Origin of the sequence: Desulfosporosinus youngiae DSM 17734 (assembly GCF_000244895.1) — a bacterium.
Classification (GTDB): domain Bacteria; phylum Bacillota; class Desulfitobacteriia; order Desulfitobacteriales; family Desulfitobacteriaceae; genus Desulfosporosinus; species Desulfosporosinus youngiae.
Genome location: NZ_CM001441.1, coordinates 4334270 through 4354056, shown reverse-complemented (window position 1 = coordinate 4354056; position 19787 = coordinate 4334270). Strand labels below are relative to the sequence as shown.

The window sequence follows — 19787 nt, the reverse complement described above, 5'->3', positions numbered from 1 at the left end:
TTTACATCTCCTATTTAATATCTGTGCTAAAATAAACGCGGAGGTGGTTTCATGGCCCACATACTCATAGTTGAGGATGAAAAGCCCATTAACGACCTCATTGCCATGAATTTGGAGCTAGTGGGACACACCAGTCAGCAGGCCTTTGAAGGCGATGAGGCTCTTGCCTATATAAATCACAATACTTATGAACTCATAATAATGGATGTAATGCTCCCGGGACTAGACGGTTTTTCCCTGATGCGGACAGTTCCGGAGAATACACCCGTCATTTTTCTTACTGCAATGGGAAATCTGTCTGATCGGGTCAAAGGGCTTAAGCTAGGTGCTGACGATTATATCATTAAACCCTTTGAAACAGTCGAGCTGCTGGCGCGTATTGAAGCTGTGCTCCGTCGTACTCAAAGGTCAGTGAATATCTTTGCTCTTGACGGCACTGTAGTAAACCTTCAAAGCCGAGTGGTTACTGTAAACGGTAGTGAAATCGAGCTTACCCTTCGGGAATATGAATTACTGGAAATACTGATTAAAAATAAAAATATCGCTCTGTCTCGTGAAAAACTGTTGAAACAAGCTTGGAATTATGACTACTTTGGAGAGACTAGAACAGTGGATGTGCATATACAAAAATTGCGTAAAAAGTTAAACTGGGAAAACAGAATCAGAACGGTCTATAAACTGGGGTATCGCCTGGAGGTGGATTAGTGAAGTTCTGGCAAAAGGCATTTATCACCATCTTGGTAGTTTTCATAGCTTCTATTAATACCTGCCTCTACCTGACTTCTAAATACTCCTTTTCCCTTAATATGGAGAGAGATATGGGCCGGGCGACAAGTGAATATCATTTCATCACGAAGAGCGTTAATGAAACATTGAACAGCCTATACTACCGTGAACAAAATGAGCCAACGTCCTCTTCTATAGAAAGCTTGATGCGCTCTTATGCTGATTATTATAAAAAGGAAAATGTATTTCTTGAACTTAATCACGCTAAGCAGCGCTTGTTCACCAATATCCCCGACCTCGTCACATCCGGAATTAACGATGAAGGCCTTGCTAAAGAGGCCAATCAAACTGAGGTCCTGTCGAGCAACGGAAAATACTACTTAGCTATTACCGGCAGAGTTGGCGGGCAATATGAAGACTACACTCTGACCTACGTACGTGACCTGTCTGAACTGTTTCAAACCCACGCCCGGCTCAACCGATATCTGATCACGGTAACGGCGGCGGTAGAAACAGTGCTGGCTTTAGTTTTACTATTGCTGTTAAGAAAGCTCACGCATCCGATAAGGATTATGCAAAAGGCTACTAATAAAATATCCGGTGGGATATATAACGAGCGAGTTAGTCTGCCGGGTAAGGATGAATTCCATGAACTGGCAGAGAACTTCAATCAGATGGCCATTAGCATTCAGGAGAAGATTAACGAGTTAGATAAAAATGTCCAAGATAAACAGCGCCTTGTTGATAATTTGGCTCATGAGCTGAGAACCCCTCTTACGGCGATTCGCGGCTATGCCGAATATTTGCAAAATGCCAATACCAGTGAACAGAACCGTATAAAAGCGGCCGGTTATATTATGAGCGAAACTGACAGAATGAAAAACCTGGCCTTTAAGCTCCTTGATTTGGCACTTGTAAAAAACAGCAAGCTGGATTTGCAGCGAATGAATCCCAGAGAATTGTTTGATCAAGTCCAAAGCGGGATGCAAACAAAATTAAGGTCGAAAGGTATCAAATTAGAGATCTCTTCCTCATTAGAGGAATTAACAGGGGATTCCATTCTTCTGCAGTCAATGTTGGTGAACCTTGTAGATAACGCCCTCAAGGCATCGGCCAGGGATTCGATCATCGAACTGAGAGCCTATTGTGAGCGGTTCCCTATACTTGAAGTAAGAGATTATGGCTGGGGCATGGACGAAGAACAAACGGCATTAGTGTGTGAACCCTTTTATCGTGTCGATCCGGCGCGTTCACGAAGCGCAGGAGGGATAGGACTGGGGTTGTCACTTTGCAGGGAGATTGCCCACTTACATGGAGCGGAGTTAAGAATTAACTCCAGTTCAGGAATCGGGACAACTGTACAGGTTATTTTTACAACTCATTTACAACCTCCTGAAAACTTGGTAATGCACAAGGAGGTATGATGTACTTGTAGGACTACAATACATCAATTGAAAAGGAGATTATTGAAATGACAAAGTTCCGAACAATCGCTAATAAAACCTGGGTATTCGCTGCAGCAACTGCTTTAATAATAGGAAGCAGCTCTGCAATGGCTTACGCTCTAAGTCCTGATGTGCCAACAAATGCTTTAAACAATGCGGCTCCTATTACAGCCCCTGTTACCCAGACTAATCAAGGCCAAGCTTCCAACGCCGGAGTTTTACCGAACTATACCGTAATCGACCTATCCAAGAGCGTAAATGACCGGAAAGCGTTGATTGAACAAAAGTTAAGCATGATAGAAAGCATCACTCCCGAACAGATCGAGGAAAAATGCAAGGCGATTTTGGCCAATATGATTCCCGGTGAAAAGGATATTTCAGCGCAGCAAGCTGCCGCTGAAGCCGAAAGCATACTAAAAAAGGCTTATGGAGTCGATTTCCAAGGGTACACTGCTGAAGCAAGCTTTTCAAGAAGCTCCGTTCCAAACTCCGATAATTGGACCGTCATCTTTCGCTCACCCGAAGAAATGCAGAATAAGGATCGCAAGGATGTTAAATCATATCTTGCCGGCGTGGACTCTGTGAACGGAACCATACTTAATCTAAGTTCTTATGACCGTAATTTCACAGAGAATAATAATAACGACAAAAACCTCGGCGATCCGGAATGGAAGAATAAGGCTGAGGAAGCCATAGCCAAATTAATGGCTGAGAATGTTTCAATAACCGGCAGTAAAGTGGTATCGGCAACCCCGGCAGGCGGCGTCTCGGTTGTATGTGAATTATCGGATGGATCTGCATGCGCAGTTCGCTTAACCGGTGAAGATAAGGATATGGCAGCCTATGTATATTTCCCCAATGGTTATGACGGCAGTTTTGATTACAATCCGCCGACAACTGATGGGGTTGGTTAATGGTTTGGGACACCAATCAGTTAAAGTTTCCCATCTGAGAGCAAAAAATGTTCGATTTACTAGTTGACCAACCCGCATGTCTTTGTTAAACTTTAAACAAGTTAATATCCATGAGAGTTCATATAATAGCGGAGATAGGGTCCGCAAGTTTCTACCAAACAACCGTAAATTGTTTGACTATGAGCGAAAAGTACACCGACAGGAGAGAACCCAGGCGGTCAAATTTCACTCATTTTTTTGAGTTATGATTTGATGCCTGGGTTTAACTTTACTTAAAAATAAGTATGACTTATGACTTATTACTTATCGGTTGTCATTTAATGAGGCTATTTTATACGATCAGACCACATGCCGCTTTGCGGCATCAGCAGAGGATGAAAATGGAGTCGCTCGGGTCGGGCAGCTTCGCCGCATCCTGCAAGAAAGTCAATTCGTGCGAAGACAGTGTCTTCGGGTGCCAGCTAAGTTTACTTTAGCAGGTGATCAGAAAAATTCTAACAGTTAAGAGGTGCATTATGCCACAGATTCCTAAGATAGATAACGAAGAGCTGTCCGATAAAGCCCGTAAAGTCATGATTGCCATGCTGCGTGACGGTGCGTTTGAAAAGACGGGGAGGCTGCCTTCGGAAGAGCTTCTTGCCCAAAAACTAGGGGTTAGTCGAAGCGTTGTCCGTGATGTGCTTGCCGCCTTAGAAGGTCAGGGTTTTATAACCCGGCGCAGGGGAATCGGGACGATCATCAATAACCATGTTCTTCAAGTTGCTTCGCGACTCGATTTGGAGAAGGAGTTTCTCGAAGAAATTGCCGATGTGGGATATATTCCAAAGATTGCTTATGTAAAACCCAGTATGAGTAAGGCCGGTCCAATCGCCGCGAAGCATCTTGGGGTTAATGAGGGGGACGGACTAATCGTTGTTGAACGGCTCATTCTTGCCGATCAGAAGCCGGCCATCCTCTGTGTTGACCATATACCTCAGAAATTGGTGATGGACCCAACCTATCAGACCAGTGATTTAGAGCCGCCCATTTTCCAGTTCCTGGAGCGTTTCTGCCATTGTTCAGTCGAAATGGATCTCACGAAGATAGAGCCTTGCTTAGCCGATCAGAATCTGGCAGCCGCTTTGGGAGTTCCTGAAGGAAGTCCCATCCTGTACCTGGATGAGGTGGGGTATGACATTCAACAGCGGCCGGTTCTATGGTCCAAGGAATATTATGCACCTGGAATTTTAGAATTTACTGTTTTAAGGAGAAAGGTTTGAGTGTAACTATGAAAGAAACGGTTTTGACATTAGCTCAGGAACTCAGAGTTGCCTTAGGGGAAGAAACGGCAGATCTGCATATTACCAATCTGCAAATATTAGATGTTTTTACGGATACCGTCTACCCCGGAGAAATGGTGATCAAAAACGGGCGCATCGTTGCTATTAATCCCTCTTGGAAGGTTAAAGCCGAACATGTCTTTGATGCAGGGGGCCGCTATGCTGTTCCCGGTTTTATGGATGCTCACATTCATATCGAACCCACCTTACTCACACCCCAGGCATTGGCCAGTGTCATTGTTCCTTGGGGTACGACCGTTCTCTTCGTCGATGCCATGGAAATTGCCAATGTTGCAGGGATTAAGGGCTTAGAAGCTTTATTAAGTGATATCTCGGAATTGCCTTATCGCATCTATCTTGAAGTACCTTCCAGAGTTCCGACGGCTCCAGGCTTGGAGACAACCGGCGGAGTCTTAGGAGTTGCAGAAGTCGAAGAACTTTTAAAATCCTCTATTTCCGCCAGCCTTGGGGAACTTGATCCCTCGAAAATCTTAGGGGTTCGTGAGGAGTATTTAGCTAAGGTTTTAAGTGCCCGGGCCCAGGGCAAGGTCGCCAATGGTCATGCCATCGGACTGACATGGGATAAATTGAATGTCTATGCCACGGCAGGACTCTCGGATGACCACGAATCCGTGGTTTATGAGGAACTCTTTGAACGTCTTCGCTTAGGAATTAAGGCCTTGATTCGGGAGGGCAGTACAGAACGCAATGTGGAGGCGCTGATCAAAGGGGTCATCGAACATAACCTGCCCACGGAGAACCTGATTTTCTGTACCGACGATAAACATGTCACAGATATCGCCACCGAAGGACATATCAGTTACAACGTTCAAAAAAGTATCGATTTAGGTCTCGACCCGATCAAGGCAATCAAGATGGCGACCATTAATACCGCCAAACACTTTCGCTTAGATCATCTTGTCGGAGCCTTAACTCCGGGGCGTTATGCCGACTTCCTGCTCTTGGATGACTTAAAAACCATTAAACCCGTTTATGTCTTTAAGGATGGCCAAATTGTAGCTCAAGAGGGCAAACTTATCCAGGAAGTAGGGATCATTCAGTTTCCGGAGTTTCTTAATGAAACCGTCAAATTAGCGCCGGGCTTTAAGCCTGCTGATTTTGCCGTTGCGGCCGGCGGAGACAGTGCAAAGGTTAACGTGATCAATCTCTATCCGGATCAAATCATTAACTATGGCACCCAGGAATGGTTAAAGATCGAGGCCGGTCAAGTTCAGCCTGATCCTGCCCAGGATATTCTGAAGCTGGCTGTTGTGGAACGATATGGGCAGAACGGGCAAGTCGGGGTGGGATTCGTCCGGGGATTTAAGCTTAAATCCGGAGCACTGGCTTCGTCCGTATCCCATGACCATCATAATATTGTTCTCGTAGGAACGAATGATCAGGATATGTATCTTGCGGCCCAGGAGATCGCCAAATACCAGGGGGGTTTCGCTGCCGTTCAGGACGGTCAGGTGTTAGGGGTTCTGCCATTGCCCATCGGGGGTCTGATGAGTCCCCTGCCCGCCAATGAAGTCATGGAGCAATTGCTGCAAATCAATGAGGTTGCCCGAAGCTTAGGGTGTGATCTGCCCGCTCCCTTTATGACTCTTTCCTTCATATCCTTGCCCACGGTGCCTGAACTGGGTCTCACGGATCATGGACTGATTGATGTACTCGAACATCGTGTTATTAAAACCGTTCTGGAAACCCGGTTTGAGAGGTGAAAATCGTTGAACATTGTGGGAAGCTCCCTGCCTCGAATTGATGGGGCTGCCAAGGTTACCGGACAAGCCCGCTACCCCAGTGATTATTCCTTGCCCGGCATGTTATACCTGCAACTGGTTCGCTCAGCGGAACCTCATGCTGACATTCTGGCCCTGGATACAACGCCCTGCCGGGGAGTTGAAGGGGTTTATTGCTTTACGGCAAAGGATGTCTTAGAAAATAGTTTCGGAAGCATCCTGAAAGACCAGCCGGTGTTTGCCAGGGAAAAAGTGCGCTATTATGGTGAACCCCTGGCCCTGATTGCCGCCGATACTCCGGAAAAGGCCCGCCGGTATGCCGGCTTGATTAAAGTGTTTTACGACCCCCTGCCGGTGATCGCAGATCCGGTCACAGCTCTAAGGGAGAATAGTCCTGCCCTTCATGAAGGGGGCAACCTCTTATTACATATTCCCTTTGCCAAGGGAAAGCCTGAACAAGCCCTGAAGGATAGTTTTCTTGTGCTTGAAGATGAGTTCCGGGTTCCGGTGGTCGATCACCTTTATCTTGAGCGGGAGGCAGGGGTGTCTTTTCTTGATGAGGCAGGGGTGTTAAACCTCATCGCCGGTACTCAGAATCCTTTTTATGACCGGGAGGAAATTTCGCGCTGTTTGGGGATTCCCCTGGAGCTGATTCGGGTCCATGCCGCAACCATCGGAGGAGGCTTCGGGGGTAAGGACGGAATTACGGTACAGCTTTATTTAGCCTTAGTGACCCTGAAGACAGGCAGACCTGCAAAATTAGTGTTTACCCGGGAAGAATCCTTAGCAACGACCTATAAGCGTCATGCCGCCAGGATTCAAGTCAAGGTGGGTTTTGAACCCTCCGGACGGATTACCGCTTATCAGGGTGTCATCCACTATGATACGGGCGCTTATGCGGCCTTAGGGCCGGCCGTTCTTGGCTTGGGAATCGAACATGCCGCCGGACCTTATGTTATAGATCATGTTTCACTGGAGGGTTATCTCTGTTATACCAATAAACCCCCTGCCAGTGCGATGCGGGGGTTTGGCGCTCCGCAGACCGCTTTTGCCATGGAAACCCTCTTAAATAGGGCCGCCAAGCTTCTGAAGATCGATCCGGTTCAGCTGAGATCCCGCAATGCCTTATATAAAGGGGCCGAGGGGAGTCTTGGCCATACCATGGAGCATACGGTGGGGCTCAAAGAGGCCCTGGGATTATTAGAGAATTCTTCACTTTGGCAGGAACGCAGCCGCAACACAGACCCTGCTATTGGCTACGGAATGGCCGCCGGCTATCTAAGCTGTGGCATGGGGAAGGGAATCAGGGATCAGGCCAAAGTGGAAATTGAAAGCTTAGCCGATGGTACCTATCAGTTAAAGATTGGCACTGTCGAGATCGGCCAAGGAAGCAGTACGCTCTTTGTCCAGTTGGCGGCCGAGGCCCTCCAGGTGACTCCGGAGCGGATAAACATTGTGATGGGGGATACGGCGCGGACCTATGAATGTGGTTCAACGGCCGCCTCCCGAACATCGTATATCTGTGGCAATGCCCTGCTTCAGGCCATCGAGGATTTGAAACGGCAGCGGAAATCCGGTGTCCCGTATCCCAAAGGTGTTGGGGAAGCCGTTTTTCCGGAAGTCAGAAAATCGGACCTGGGGATTGGCTTACCCCACAGCATGTATACCTTTATTGCTCAAGCCGCTAAGGTACGAGTACAAAAAACCGGTGAAATCGAACTGCTCGATGTCTTTGCCGTGACTGAGGCCGGGAGAGTGATTAACCCCACTGCCCTAGAGGGACAAATCCAGGGGGGCATCGTTATGGGGGTTGGCTACGCCTTAAGCGAGCATCTGGAATTTAACCGGGGGATTCCCCGGAATACAAGTCTGTCAACCTATTTAATTCCTACCAGTTTAGATTCCCCGGCCATGACCGCGGTTAATGTCACCGAATATGAGGAATCAGGTCCCATGGGACTGAAAGGAGCCGCCGAGGTGGGCACGGTTGTGATTTCGCCGGCGATTACCGCTGCAGTGAGTGATGTCCTGCAATGTTCCGTTTCCGAGCTTCCTATTTCTCGGGAGAAACTTGTGAAGCATTTAATAAAAGCTAAAGGGAGTGATTGAGGGGGGATCTGAGTCAGCAGGGATAAAGTATCGACATCAAAGGTCAAACAATCCAATCTGAAATCTGGAGGAGAGAAGATCAAATGAAAAAGAAACTCAGTTTGTTATGTATGGTTATGTTGGTGATCAGTTTATTGGTGACCGGGTGCGGGGGCTCGTCGGCTCCTGCTTCAAACTCAGGGGATGATGCCAAAGATTCCGGGGCTAAACCTTTAAAGGTTGCTTTAATTCTCCCCGGCAAGGTGGATGACGTTTCCTGGAACCAAGCGATGTATGAAGGAATGAAGGCTTTAGAGCAAGACTATGCCGGAAAAATTCAGGTAACCTACTCAGAAAATGTTTATGAAGTTGCTAATATTGAACCTGCTTTACGTGATTTCGCAACTCAGGGTTTTGATCTGATTATCGGCCATGGATTTCAATTCCAGGAACCTCTGATCAAAGTCGCCGCGGAGTTTCCCAATACCAAGTTTGCCTTAGGAACGGGCTATAAAACCGCTGCCAATACTTGTCTTTATGATATTCAGCTGGAAGACGGGGGCTATCTCATGGGAACCCTCGCCGGACTCATGACCAAGACCAACAAGCTTGGGGTGGTAGGCGGCGCTGACGCTGTGGAAATCTATCGCGGACATGAGGCCTTCAAATTTGCTGCGAAAAAGGTTAATCCTGAGGTTCAGATCCAGGAACTCTACACGGGTGACTGGCGTGATGCTGCCAAGGCTAAAGAAGGCGCCATGTCAATGTACGATGCAGGTGCAGATGTCATCTGGCATTCAGGGGATGGCATCGGGCTGGGAGCCGTTGATGCGGCTAAAGAAAAGAAGAAGTTCGTCTTAGGCAATGTAGCCGATCAAAACGTTTTAGTGCCCGATTATGTCTTATCAGGAATTGTCTACAACTGGACACCTGTCATTAAGCAGATGATCGATGATATCTTAGGGGATAACTTTCTGAACAGAACGGATAAAAAGTACATGTTGACCGTCGCTAATGGCGGAGTTACGGTTGCACCCTTCCATAGTCTGGATAGCCAGGTTCCTGCCGAGGTTAAAGCAAAACTTGAAGCTGTCAAGAAGGAGTTTGTCGATAACAAAATTGAAATGCCCAAATTCGAAAAGTAGTTCTCCCGCGGGGCCTGCAGGCCCCGCTCGTCTACATGAGGGGGTAGGAGCAGATGGATTTAGCCGTTGAGATGCAAGACATTACCAAAGTCTTCAAAAAGATAGCCGCTAATGACAGCGTTAAATTTCAGTTGAGAAGAAGTTCAATCCATGGACTGCTTGGCGAAAATGGTGCCGGAAAAACCACACTTATGAATTGCCTTTATGGCCTTTACCAGCCGGAAAGCGGCAAAATCCTGATTAATGGCCGGGAGGTTAAAATCGATAGTCCTCAAAAAGCGATGAGCCTGGGGGTTGGTATGGTTCATCAGCATTTTATGCTTGTACGCCCAATGACGGTTGTAGAGAACATTATGCTGGGGCTTCCTTCGAAGCGGGGGCCGCTGCTTGATACGAACCGGGTGGAGCAAGAGCTGCTTGCTCTTTCCCAACGCTTTAATTTAAATGTAGAACCGAAAGCGAAGATTTGGCAGCTTTCAGTCGGTGAACAACAAAGGGTTGAGATTCTCTCCGCTCTTTATCGCGGGGCAGAAATACTGATTCTGGATGAGCCTACGGCAGTATTAACCCCCAATGAAGCCCGGGAGTTATTTGAAATATTGAGAATGATGCGGAACGACGGAAAGTCCGTTATTCTGATTAGCCATAAATTGGAGGAAATCCTGGCTATCGTCGATGAGGTCACGGTTTTACGTGACGGACGCCTCGCCGGTCAGACTAAGGTCACTCCTGAGACCACCAAGGGTGACCTTACGAGTATGATGGTGGGCCGGGATGTTTTATTTAACTTTAAACACGAAGCCGCGAAAACAGGGGCAGCCAAGTTAACGGTCAACCAGTTAGGTACTCAAAATGATAAAGGTCTTCCTGCCCTGAAAGGGGTTTCCTTTTCCGTAAGCGCCGGCGAAATCTTAGGCTTTGCCGGGGTCGATGGCAATGGACAGAAAGAACTCTGTGAAGTCCTGACCGGATTAAGGCCGGCGACCTCGGGAGAAATCCTCTTAAGGGGCAAAGAACTCAAGGGTTCCAGCCCCCAAACCTTTATTAAGGAAGGAATCGCTCATATTCCCGAAGACCGCCACAAGACGGGCTTAGCCATGAATATGAGTATCGCCAGGAACTTAATCATCAAAGACTTTAAGCAAGGCGGTTTTTCCCGCCGGGGCCTGCTCAATTTCAGGGCCATTAAGAAGAATGCCGAAAGGCTCATGGAGGAGTATGCCATCAAAGCGAATGGTGTCCATATGAAAGTTAAGGATCTTTCCGGCGGGAATCAACAAAAGGTTATCTTGGCCCGTGAATTAAGTTCTAAGCCTGAGATTATCATTGCCAATCAACCCACCCGGGGGTTAGATATCGGAGCAACCGAGTATGTTCGTCAAAAGCTCCTTGAGGAATCAGGCAAAGGTGCGGGGGTATTGCTGATTTCAGCGGATTTAGAGGAAATCCTGCAGCTGTCCGATCGGATTGCCGTGATGTACGAGGGACAGATTATGGGCATCCTTGACCGGCAGGCCGGTGTGGAGCAAATCGGTCTGCTTATGGCCGGGGTAAGGACGGAAGAGGTGAAAGTATGTTAAAGGAAAACGGTATTGTCAAAGGGTTTTGCCACAGTGTCCTGCCTGCGGTTGTCACCATAGCCCTGGCCTTTGGGGTTAGTGCCCTATTGCTCCTGGTTTCAGATCATCATCCCCTCGAAGCGTTCTCTACCTTACTCACCAGCGCCTTTGGCTCCCCGAGCCGCATAGCGGAAGTGCTCATTAGAACAGCCCCGCTGATGGTGATGGCTTTAGGAATCTCGATTGCCTTTAAAAGCCAGGTCTGGAATATCGGAGGGGATGGGCAGTTTACCCTTGGCGCAATCTTTGCGGCCTTCGTCGCTTTAAACCTGAATTTACCCGGGTTTATAGTCTTGCCCCTCTCTTTTTTGGCGGCCTTTCTCGGAGGGGCGCTTTGGGGTGGATTGGCCGGATATCTGAGGGCAAAATTTAACGCTAATGAAGTTATTACAACCCTGATGCTGAACTACATTGCAGGTTATCTGTTAAGCTGGCTGATTCGTTATCCGATGATCGATCCCGACGGACATGGTTTTCCCCAAACCCCTTTGCTCGCCCAGCAGTATCATTTGCCGGTTATTCTGAGCGGAACACGTCTCCATATGGGAATCGTTGTCGCCCTGATCATTGTTCTTTTAGGTTATTTATTCTGGCGTTCCAGCTTAGGCTTCCGGATTGAGCTGGTGGGAGAAAACAAGGAGTGCGCCAAATACTGCGGGATCGACGTTTCTAAAACAATTATCCTGACCATGGTCATCTCGGCAGGACTTTGCGGAGTGGCCGGCTGGGGAGAAGTGGTAGGGGTTCAATACCGTCTCTTGGATAATATCTCCTCAGGCTATGGAAACCTGGCCATTGTCATCGCCCTGCTCGGAAATCTGAATCCTTTGGGAATAGCCGTCTCCTCCTTTTTCTTTGCCGCCTTAATGGTGGGGGGGAACACCATGCAGCTCATGGCAGGAATACCGTTCTCATTAATAACTGTCATTCAGGGTTTGGTCATTGTCTTCGTAATAAGCCGGGTGGTATACGCCCAATGGAGGGATAACGTTGCAAACAGACATTTTAACAGTGGGGTTCGTCAGTCTGCTCGCGGGAGCCATTAGAATGAGTATGCCGATTCTCTTGCCGGCCTTGGGGGAAATCTTTACCCAGCGCTCGGGAATTCTTAATCTGGGGCTTGAAGGTATTATGCTCATGGGTGCCCTGGCCGGTTTTGCGGGAACCTTTTTTACCCAGAACTTATGGGTAGGACTATTAGCTGCGGTGATCACAGGAATCCTGTTCTCTCTGATCATGGGTTTTTTAAGTATTACGGTCAAGGCCAACCAGGTCATTGCCGGGACGGCCATTACCATATTAGGGACAGGATTATCCACGTTTTTGTTTCGGGAGATGTTTGGGATTCAAAAACTCCCTCCTCAGATTGAATCCTTTGCTCCCCTTGAAATTCCTTTGCTTTCAGATATCCCTTTCCTCGGGCCGGTGCTTTTTAATCACAATGCTATGATCTATCTCACCCTCATTCTCGTCGTTTTTACGGCCTTCGTGCTGGAGAAAACCCGCTTCGGGCTTCAAGTCCGCGCGGTTGGGGAAAATCCCCGGGCCGCAGATTCCAAAGGAATTAATGTCGCCTTAGTCCGCTACCTTTGCGTGATGATCGGCGGTGCTTTTGCGGGCCTGGGAGGAGCCTTCCTTTCCATCGGCTTTATGAATACCTTTATCGACGGGATGGTTGCCGGCCGGGGGTTTATTGCCGTGGCTGTGGTCATTTTTGCCCGCTGGAATCCTTATAGAGCTTTGGGTGCGGCGCTTCTCTTCGGAGGGGCAAGTGCCCTGCAAATGAGGCTTCAGGCCATTGGGGTTCCTATTCCGCATCAGTTTCTCCTGGCCTTGCCTTATGCGTTGACTATTCTGGTCTTGTTGAGTGTTTCTAAGAAGGCGGAATTTCCGGCGGCTTATACGTTGCCTTATTCGCGGTCGGAACGGTGAAAATGGGGTCGCGCGGGTCAGGGGATTCTTCAGATTGTTTTGGAGCTTTTGGGTTCCTTTTTTCAGAGTAGTCGCCCATGCCGCTAAGGCGGCACCAGCAGAGGATGAAAATAGGTCCTTTGGGTCGGGCAGCTTCGCCCACATCCGCTTACCGCAGCATTCCGAGGCTGGCCCACTCGCCGGTGCGGGACTTCGCCAAACCTCCGGGTAATACCTGATGTGAACCCGTGGCTCCGTATCCCCGCACCGTCTTGTGGGCTTTTACCGCCTCTCCATGCAATGGGTTCACTTCTGTGGGCGGAAGCTGCCCTGGCTTGCAGGTCAGGGGGTTCTTCTGCAAATCTTTAGGGTTTCTTCGGAGTCTTTTCTCGGTTAGATCTCCATGCCGCTGGTGCGGCACCAGCAGAAGGATGAAAAACCTAACAGTTTGATAATTACAAAATGCTTAAAAACATTGGTCATTAAGACGTAAAAAGAGGTTGAAAAAATGAGGAGCTTAAAGTGCGGACTTCGAATCGGCGGAGTTGTAATGATCGCTGTACTGCTTTTCCTCGGCACAGTGAGCTCGAATGCTCCGGGTCAAGTACAAGCAGAACTGCAAGCTAACCGGTTTGCCCAAGCCATCAACGAAAATAATCCGGGGGAACTATATTCTTATCTTCTGCCTGAAATCCAAGGGCTGTCAGGCAGGGAGGAGTTTGTTAAGAATTTTGCTCATGAACGATCCTATCCTTATCTCACACCACTTTACATTTACCTGGATAACCTCACGTTAGATGAAGGGAAGCGGTCGGGAGAAGCTGTCTTTACTGTCGCCTCACGTTTGCCCGGTGAAAAGATGAGAGTTAAGCTGTATTATCGTGAGCAGCAGTATTATATGGACGCCTTTCGGGAAATCGCTGATGGAAGTTATATTGAGAAGTTCAGGAAGCTTAAGCAATGAGTTTTATAAAAACACGGCTAAGAAACGAAATCAGAAATAAATCCCGAATAACTAAGATATAACCTAAAAAAAAAAACCTATAAAGAAATGATATAAAAAAGAACAGTAATCGAGGAATGTATTATGAGTATTAAAGCCCTTTCTCCCGAGACCCCCGTTCAGGCACTCCAAGCTTTAAGCTTACCCGGGAAGTATCTGCCGATTGCCGGAGGAACGAATGTTTTGGTGGACCTGGGTAAGGGAAAAATTGCCCCGGAGGGTTTGATCGATTTATCGAGGCTCGAAGCCTGGAAAAGTATTCAACTGAAGGGCCAGGTCTTGGAAATTGGTTCCCTGGTGACTCATTCTCAACTTGAAGCGCATCCTCTTATTAAAACCTATTGCTCGGCACTGAGTATGGGGGCAAGGGCTGTAGGGAGTCCGCAAATACGAAACCGGGGAACATTGGGGGGGAATTTGCAGAGTGCTTCCCCCGCCGCTGATTGTGCTCCTCCGCTGTTAGTCCATGATGCTGTTCTGACCCTTGTCAGCGCGGCGGATTCTTCCGGTCTGGTGAAGGAACGGCAATTAAATTTAACGGACTTTTTCTTAGGAGTGGGTAAAACCGACCTTCGTTCTAATGAGCTGATTGAAAAGGTTAGTATTAATATTAACCCTAACCGGCGATCGATCTTTTTAAAGTCAGGTCTGCGTAAGGCCTTAGCAATCTCCCTCGTCAATCTGGCCGTTAGCTTCGAACTTGATGAGAATACGGTTGCGTGCTTAGAGGCTCGTATAGCGTTGGGATCAATTGCTCCAACGCCTGTTCGTCTAAATAAGGCTGAAGAGTTTCTCAAGGGTCAAAGGCTTGATGAGAAAGTGATCAAAGAGGCCGGTAAGATCGTGCAAAACGAAATTTCACCAATCTCAGATCTCAGAGCGTCTGCGGAATACAGACGTTATCTTGCTCAAGTCTTATTTGAAGAGGCACTGCGCTTACTTACAGGTTCAAAGGAGGGTGGGCAATGGCAGCTAAAACAGTTCGATTAATTGTCAACGGCAGCCCGGTTGTCGTTCAGGTCGAAGAACACCGCACGCTGCTTTATCTTCTTCGGGAAGTCCTGGGACTCACAGGAACCAAGGAAGGATGCGGGGAAGGAGATTGCGGGGCCTGCAGTGTGCTTCTGGATGGAGAGCTTGTTAACTCCTGCTTGGTACTGGCCATTCAGGCAGAGGGCCGAGAGGTGCTGACGATTGAAGGGGTGGGGAGGGAAGATCATCTTCATCCCATTCAACAGGCTTTCATTGAGGTGGGAGCCATTCAGTGCGGTTATTGCACCCCGGGTATGGTTTTGGCGGCCAAAGCACTCCTTGATAAAGTGCCAAGTCCCAGCGAGGAAGAAATCCGGCGTGGCCTGTCGGGCAATTTGTGCCGCTGTACGGGTTATCAGAAGATTGTTGATGCGGTTAAAATTGCGGCTCGTGCATAGCAAGGAGCCAGGAAAGCAGTAAAGGCATATCAAAATTGACCTGTCTCAATAACACGTACTTTCCGGAAAGGTTGTTCTATCCCTTTGTGACGGAGGTTGAAACCCGGATAAAATAACCATATAAAGGGCGCCCATCAGGTTTGGCTGATGGGCGCCCTTTTATAAAACTCAGGAGCAATCCTGTTACATTTATGGCTTTTGCGTTCGAGAAAGCTTTAGCACTTCCGAATGTCCTCAATGATAAAATCTGAATAAAAATCATCGAAAAAAGGTATTGACATAGAATTCAAATGGCAGTAAATTAAATCGTGCTCTAAATGTATGTATACGAACGATTCTTACACAAACGAAGGAGGATTGGAATGAAAAGGGCGGTTGGTATTTTATTAATGATGAGTGTTTTGCTTACAGGGTGCAGTGGTTCAAGCCCAAAGGTTGAAACAGATGCTGTGGCTGAAGTAAGTAAACCGGTTTTTGTAATGGCTGGAATTATAGACGCCAACGAAAAAGCTCAAATCACCAGTAAGTTGTCTGCTAAAGTAGCTAGTATTTCCGTTGAGGTTGGCTCAGTGGTGCAGAAGGGTGATTTGTTAATTACCCTGGACACGAAGGATATTGAAGCCCAGGTGGCCCAGGCTCAGGCAGGTGTTAATACTGCTCAGGCCAATCTGCTCAAGATGGAAGCAGGAGCGCGGCCCGAGCAGATTGCCCAGGCAGAGTCAGCCTTAGCAAGTGCCCAAGTTAGCTATACCAATTCTAAAACTAATGTTGATCGGAATCAACAGCTTTTAGCAGCCGGAGCTATATCTCAAGCCCAGTTGGAATCTGCTCAGACTCAGTTGGCTGCGGCTCAGGCACAATACGATTCCGCGCAAAACCAACTAAACCTATTAGTCAAAGGTGAATCTGAAGAGTCCCTGAATGTCTTAAGGGCGCAGGTAGCTCAATCTCAGGCAGCCTTAGAACTTGCCCAGACTCAGTTAGCCAATGGATCCCTTGTAGCGCCGATCTCCGGAGTTGTAAGTGCAAAAAATATTAATCTGGGCGAACTTGCCGCTCCGGGAGTCACCTTGATTTCAGTCGTTAAGCCGGACTCGCTGTTTGTTAAGGCTTCATTGCCGGATGGACTTATTGGAGATGTTCATGTTGGAGACGAAGTTGTGGTTAAAGTACCGGACATTCAAGAACAACAGTTTAAGGGAAAAATATCTGTGATAGATCCTGTTATTGATTCCCGCAGTAAGAGTGTTTTAGTGAGAATAAATGTCGATAACCAGGATTCAATATTGAAACCGGGAATGCTGGCCGAAATTGGCTTGATTAAATAAGGGTGGGTGAGGAAGATGGCTGACAAGCGAAAGAAATTAATCACGTTAATAATTGCAGCAATGATTATAGCGTTAGCCAGTGTTGGCGGCTATTACTGGTACCAAAATGCTTATTATGTTTCAACAGAAGATGCCCGGGTGACAGGAGATTTGGTAAGTGTCAGTCCCCAGATTTCCGGGAAGCTTTTAGAACTGAATGTTGAAGAGGGAGATATTGTTGTTAAGGATCAGATCCTGGGGCGTCAAGGACTGAGCAGTCTCCAAGAGTCCAACATTGATCAATCTGTTTTTAGAGCACCTATCGGTGGGATCGTTATTAAGAAGCAAGGGACTGTCGGGGAATATATTTCTACCGGTCAAACAGTTGCCATCATCGTTGACCCGGAAAAGCTCTATATTAGCGCCAACATTGATGAAACAAAGCTGATAAAAATCAAGGAAGGGCAGCTTGTGGACATCACCATTGATCAATATTCTGACAAGTCATTTACAGGAAAAATAAAGCAGGTGGGAAAGGCTTCAAACTCAACCTTTGCTTTGCTCCCTTCATCCACCAGCGGTACATTTACCAAGGTAATCCAGAAGATTCCTGTAAAAATAGAGTTTGATAAAAATGATGTCACGTTACTGCCTGGCACTAATGCTATTGTGAAGATCCATATAAAGTAATGAGGTGTGTGTAAGATGGCGGGGAATGACATGCCTGAAAATGCGGGTGATGGCTTATATAAATGGTCGGCCTTGCTCGTCGTTGTGATTGGAACGTTTATGGTAATGCTGGACAGCAGTATTGTTAATATTGCGATTCCGAAAATGATGAATGTTTTTGGTTCGGATTTGGAAACCATTAAGTGGATACTAACGGGATACACTTTGACAATGGGTGCGGTAGTCCCTATAACAGGCTTCATCAGTGATACCTTTGGGATTAAAAAACTCTTTATCGGGGCCTTGGGTATTTTTACCATAGGATCATTTCTGTGCGGCCTGGCCTGGAGTACCAATACCATGATTGTCTTTCGCGTGATACAGGCTATTGGCGGCGGGGCAATCATGCCTGTGGGAATGGCCTACATCATGCAGATCTTTGCTGTTCATGAACGTGGTAAGGCGTTGGGCTTTTGGGGTATCGCTTCAATGTCCGCCCCGGCAATTGGCCCGACCTTGGGCGGCTATATTATAGCCCATATGGATTGGCGCTTTATTTTTTACGTTAATGTTCCGGTGGGTGTGATCGGAGTTATTGTTGCAGGGCTGTTGCTGAAAGAAACCGCTTTAAAACCCTATAAAGGGAATTTTGATTACATCGGATTTATTTCTTCGATTTCAGGTATTGTCAGCGTTCTCTATGTTTTCGGCGAAGGCAATTCCATTGACTGGGGGAATGTTAAATTTCCTTTGATTCTCACCTTCGGCTTATTTAGTCTGCTGATTTTCGTCGTCAATGAATTGACTCATCCGGACCCTTTGCTTGATTTGCGAGTCTTCAAAGTTTATAATTTTACTCTAAGCCAATTTATTACGGGTGTGACGACTCTGGCTTTGATGGGCGGAATGTATGTCTTACCACTGTTTTTACAAAATATAAGAGGTTATACTGCAATGGAAACCGGTTTAATCCTGTTTCCCTCAGCCATAGCCTCAGGGTTGATGATGCCTATAAGTGGTGCGCTTTTTGACAGATTTGGGGCAAAGGTTGTGACAATTCCCGGTCTTATTATCGTGGCCTTTGCCACTTATGAAATGTCGATGTTTAATATGAATACACCTATGTCAACAATTACTTTAGTAGCAGCGTTAAGAGGGGTTGGACTTGGCTTTGCCATGATGCCGGTTAATACTGCAGGTATGAATGATGTTCCCAAACATCTTTTCGGGAAAGCGACTGCTTTGTCCACGACAGTCCGCAGTATCTTAAACGCCTTGGCTATTACATTTATGACAACCATGATTTCGTCGCGATCAACGGAAAACTACGCCCGGCTGACTGAGCAGATTACTCCGTTTAATCATACTGCAGGCTCTGTCCTGCAGGGCTTGCAAGGAATTTATATGAAAAACGGATTATCTCAAGGGGAGGCTTACGGGTCAGCGTTGACAACTCTCGGGAAAATGGTTTACGCACAGGCTTATCTGGATGCTATGAATTATGTCATAGCTGTAACGGTTCTGGCCGTGTTTCTGGCGATCTTTATGGTACTGATGATGAAAACCAGAAAAAAGCCCAGGAAGGATCAAGCCGGGAAAGGTCTTACCAAAGGGGAGGTATTAAATGGAACAGAATCAGAAGCCCGAATGGCAGCAGCCCTGGAGTAACGATTCTGAACGAATAGTATTTCTATTTAAATCTATCCACAAAATCTATCGGGATCATATCTACAAGAAATCAAGACAGTTTGGTTTTACCGGGCCCCAAATTGGCCTGATTATGGGTCTGCATAAGAATCCCTTTTCAACCTTAAACGAGCTAAGTGACTGTTTAGGTCTTTCCAAAAGTACGGTATCAGGAATCGTAGATCGTTTGGTCAATCAGGGCGTAGTAATCAGGGAAATCCCGGAAAGTAACCGGAGGACCGTTCGTCTGTCATTGTCGCCTGAATGGCAGAAAAATAATGCCCTGCATGATTTAATCCATAAATACATTTACGATATCCTTAAGGATGCCAGTAAGGATGATCTGCATAAAATTATTGTCGGATTAGAGACATTACATTGTTTAATCGCTAAGGATGAACTTTAAAGCGAAGGTTTGAAAAGAACGCTAAGAGAAACCACAGATTAACACAGATTTTACAGATTAAAAAGGATTAAGTATAAAAAATGGCGAAGATGGGAGTCAATGAAAGCGACGATAATGATTAATTATCTCAAAGCTACAGGATTAAATCGGCCTTTTATCAGCTTTGGCGACTATCAATTGCGTTACAAGCGATTGATAGTTTGGAGCTAAAAATGTATTTTTTTAATCTGTGTTAATCTGTGTAATCTGTGGTTAATTAACTGAGTACCTGAATAGTCACAAAAATAATGATTTGCAATTCAATTTGTAGGTATAATTTTTCATACCAATCAAGATTATTTGAGTAGGATCTGTCAGCTTGGGTCTTCTTTTTTTTG

The 19787-nt window shown here is 46.8% G+C and carries 18 protein-coding genes and 1 riboswitch; of the genes, 17 read left to right on the top strand and 1 reads right to left on the bottom strand.

Translation table 11 applies throughout. The features are described 5' to 3' along the window. Positions 1-51: 51 nt before the first annotated feature. The 10 genes from DESYODRAFT_RS20195 to DESYODRAFT_RS20150 all read left to right on the top strand — a co-directional run bounded on the left by DESYODRAFT_RS20195 (position 52) and on the right by DESYODRAFT_RS20150 (position 12930). Positions 52-705 (top strand): response regulator transcription factor, encoded by a 654-nt coding sequence (locus DESYODRAFT_RS20195; RefSeq protein ID WP_007785930.1) that lies wholly within the window; start codon positions 52-54, stop codon positions 703-705. Further along, on the top strand, positions 705-2150 hold the full coding sequence (locus DESYODRAFT_RS20190) for a sensor histidine kinase (protein ID WP_007785928.1): 1446 nt from the start codon (positions 705-707) through the stop codon (positions 2148-2150). Before DESYODRAFT_RS20195 ends, DESYODRAFT_RS20190 begins: the two co-directional genes overlap by 1 nt. A 47-nt stretch (positions 2151-2197) precedes the next feature. After that, positions 2198-3085, top strand: a complete 888-nt coding sequence (locus DESYODRAFT_RS20185; protein WP_007785926.1) for a hypothetical protein — start codon at positions 2198-2200, stop codon at positions 3083-3085. Between the two features lie 98 nt (positions 3086-3183). Then, positions 3184-3285: riboswitch (purine riboswitch) on the top strand. A 315-nt stretch (positions 3286-3600) separates the two neighbouring features. Continuing rightward, complete coding sequence (locus DESYODRAFT_RS20180; protein WP_007785924.1) at positions 3601-4344, top strand: GntR family transcriptional regulator; 744 nt, start codon at positions 3601-3603, stop codon at positions 4342-4344. Next, positions 4341-6128 carry an adenine deaminase gene (gene ade / locus DESYODRAFT_RS20175; protein WP_007785922.1) on the top strand — a complete coding sequence of 596 codons (1788 nt, stop codon included), beginning with the start codon at positions 4341-4343 and terminating at the stop codon, positions 6126-6128. Before DESYODRAFT_RS20180 ends, ade begins: the two co-directional genes overlap by 4 nt. Before the next feature lie 15 nt (positions 6129-6143). After that, positions 6144-8255 (top strand): xanthine dehydrogenase family protein molybdopterin-binding subunit, encoded by a 2112-nt coding sequence (locus tag DESYODRAFT_RS20170; RefSeq protein ID WP_242833711.1) that lies wholly within the window; start codon positions 6144-6146, stop codon positions 8253-8255. A gap of 83 nt (positions 8256-8338) precedes the next feature. Further along, a complete protein-coding gene (locus DESYODRAFT_RS20165) occupies positions 8339-9379 on the top strand; it encodes a BMP family protein (RefSeq protein WP_007785920.1) in 1041 nt (346 codons plus the stop codon). A gap of 53 nt (positions 9380-9432) precedes the next feature. Next, the gene (locus DESYODRAFT_RS20160) at positions 9433-10959 is read left to right on the top strand and encodes an ABC transporter ATP-binding protein (protein ID WP_007785919.1); all 1527 of its coding nucleotides are present in this window, start codon (positions 9433-9435) and stop codon (positions 10957-10959) included. Next, complete coding sequence (locus DESYODRAFT_RS20155; RefSeq protein WP_007785918.1) at positions 10953-12044, top strand: ABC transporter permease; 1092 nt, start codon at positions 10953-10955, stop codon at positions 12042-12044. The genes DESYODRAFT_RS20160 and DESYODRAFT_RS20155 overlap by 7 nt, the downstream gene beginning before the upstream one ends. Then, positions 11989-12930: an ABC transporter permease gene (locus tag DESYODRAFT_RS20150; RefSeq protein WP_007785917.1), complete on the top strand. Its 942-nt coding sequence runs from the start codon at positions 11989-11991 to the stop codon at positions 12928-12930. Before DESYODRAFT_RS20155 ends, DESYODRAFT_RS20150 begins: the two co-directional genes overlap by 56 nt. A gap of 148 nt (positions 12931-13078) precedes the next feature. Here DESYODRAFT_RS20150 and DESYODRAFT_RS29630 read toward each other — a convergent pair whose 3' ends face one another. Beyond that, a complete protein-coding gene (locus tag DESYODRAFT_RS29630) occupies positions 13079-13210 on the bottom strand; it encodes a hypothetical protein (protein ID WP_282433038.1) in 132 nt (43 codons plus the stop codon). Between the two features lie 207 nt (positions 13211-13417). Between DESYODRAFT_RS29630 and DESYODRAFT_RS20145 the strand changes: the two genes are divergently transcribed. From DESYODRAFT_RS20145 to DESYODRAFT_RS20115, 7 genes are all read left to right on the top strand, one after another. Continuing rightward, a complete protein-coding gene (locus DESYODRAFT_RS20145; protein WP_007785916.1) occupies positions 13418-13873 on the top strand; it encodes a hypothetical protein in 456 nt (151 codons plus the stop codon). 123 nt (positions 13874-13996) lie between these two features. Further along, entirely contained in the window at positions 13997-14902 is a 906-nt protein-coding gene (locus tag DESYODRAFT_RS20140; protein ID WP_007785914.1) for an FAD binding domain-containing protein, read from the top strand. After that, positions 14878-15342: a (2Fe-2S)-binding protein gene (locus DESYODRAFT_RS20135; protein ID WP_007785912.1), complete on the top strand. Its 465-nt coding sequence runs from the start codon at positions 14878-14880 to the stop codon at positions 15340-15342. The genes DESYODRAFT_RS20140 and DESYODRAFT_RS20135 overlap by 25 nt, the downstream gene beginning before the upstream one ends. Positions 15343-15704: 362 nt before the next feature. Further along, positions 15705-16670: an HlyD family secretion protein gene (locus DESYODRAFT_RS20130; protein WP_007785910.1), complete on the top strand. Its 966-nt coding sequence runs from the start codon at positions 15705-15707 to the stop codon at positions 16668-16670. 15 nt (positions 16671-16685) lie between these two features. Then, a complete protein-coding gene (locus DESYODRAFT_RS20125) occupies positions 16686-17339 on the top strand; it encodes an HlyD family secretion protein (protein WP_007785908.1) in 654 nt (217 codons plus the stop codon). Between the two features lie 15 nt (positions 17340-17354). After that, the gene (locus tag DESYODRAFT_RS20120) at positions 17355-18986 is read left to right on the top strand and encodes a DHA2 family efflux MFS transporter permease subunit (RefSeq protein ID WP_007785907.1); all 1632 of its coding nucleotides are present in this window, start codon (positions 17355-17357) and stop codon (positions 18984-18986) included. Then, entirely contained in the window at positions 18943-19410 is a 468-nt protein-coding gene (locus DESYODRAFT_RS20115) for a MarR family winged helix-turn-helix transcriptional regulator (protein WP_007785906.1), read from the top strand. Before DESYODRAFT_RS20120 ends, DESYODRAFT_RS20115 begins: the two co-directional genes overlap by 44 nt. Positions 19411-19787: the final 377 nt, after the last annotated feature.

What these genes read in the sequence shown, in the direction of transcription:
- DESYODRAFT_RS20155 (WP_007785918.1), top strand. Translation starts at nt 10,953, where the DNA reads ATGTTAAAGGAAAACGGTATTGTCAAAGGGTTTTGCCACAGTGTCCTG.
- DESYODRAFT_RS20185 (WP_007785926.1), top strand. Translation starts at nt 2,198, where the DNA reads ATGACAAAGTTCCGAACAATCGCTAATAAAACCTGGGTATTCGCTGCA.
- DESYODRAFT_RS20140 (WP_007785914.1), top strand. Translation starts at nt 13,997, where the DNA reads ATGAGTATTAAAGCCCTTTCTCCCGAGACCCCCGTTCAGGCACTCCAA.
- DESYODRAFT_RS20135 (WP_007785912.1), top strand. Translation starts at nt 14,878, where the DNA reads ATGGCAGCTAAAACAGTTCGATTAATTGTCAACGGCAGCCCGGTTGTC.
- DESYODRAFT_RS20160 (WP_007785919.1), top strand. Translation starts at nt 9,433, where the DNA reads ATGGATTTAGCCGTTGAGATGCAAGACATTACCAAAGTCTTCAAAAAG.
- DESYODRAFT_RS20195 (WP_007785930.1), top strand. Translation starts at nt 52, where the DNA reads ATGGCCCACATACTCATAGTTGAGGATGAAAAGCCCATTAACGACCTC.
- DESYODRAFT_RS20120 (WP_007785907.1), top strand. Translation starts at nt 17,355, where the DNA reads ATGGCGGGGAATGACATGCCTGAAAATGCGGGTGATGGCTTATATAAA.
- DESYODRAFT_RS20130 (WP_007785910.1), top strand. Translation starts at nt 15,705, where the DNA reads ATGAAAAGGGCGGTTGGTATTTTATTAATGATGAGTGTTTTGCTTACA.
- DESYODRAFT_RS20115 (WP_007785906.1), top strand. Translation starts at nt 18,943, where the DNA reads ATGGAACAGAATCAGAAGCCCGAATGGCAGCAGCCCTGGAGTAACGAT.
- DESYODRAFT_RS20180 (WP_007785924.1), top strand. Translation starts at nt 3,601, where the DNA reads ATGCCACAGATTCCTAAGATAGATAACGAAGAGCTGTCCGATAAAGCC.
- DESYODRAFT_RS20145 (WP_007785916.1), top strand. Translation starts at nt 13,418, where the DNA reads ATGAGGAGCTTAAAGTGCGGACTTCGAATCGGCGGAGTTGTAATGATC.
- DESYODRAFT_RS20165 (WP_007785920.1), top strand. Translation starts at nt 8,339, where the DNA reads ATGAAAAAGAAACTCAGTTTGTTATGTATGGTTATGTTGGTGATCAGT.
- DESYODRAFT_RS20125 (WP_007785908.1), top strand. Translation starts at nt 16,686, where the DNA reads ATGGCTGACAAGCGAAAGAAATTAATCACGTTAATAATTGCAGCAATG.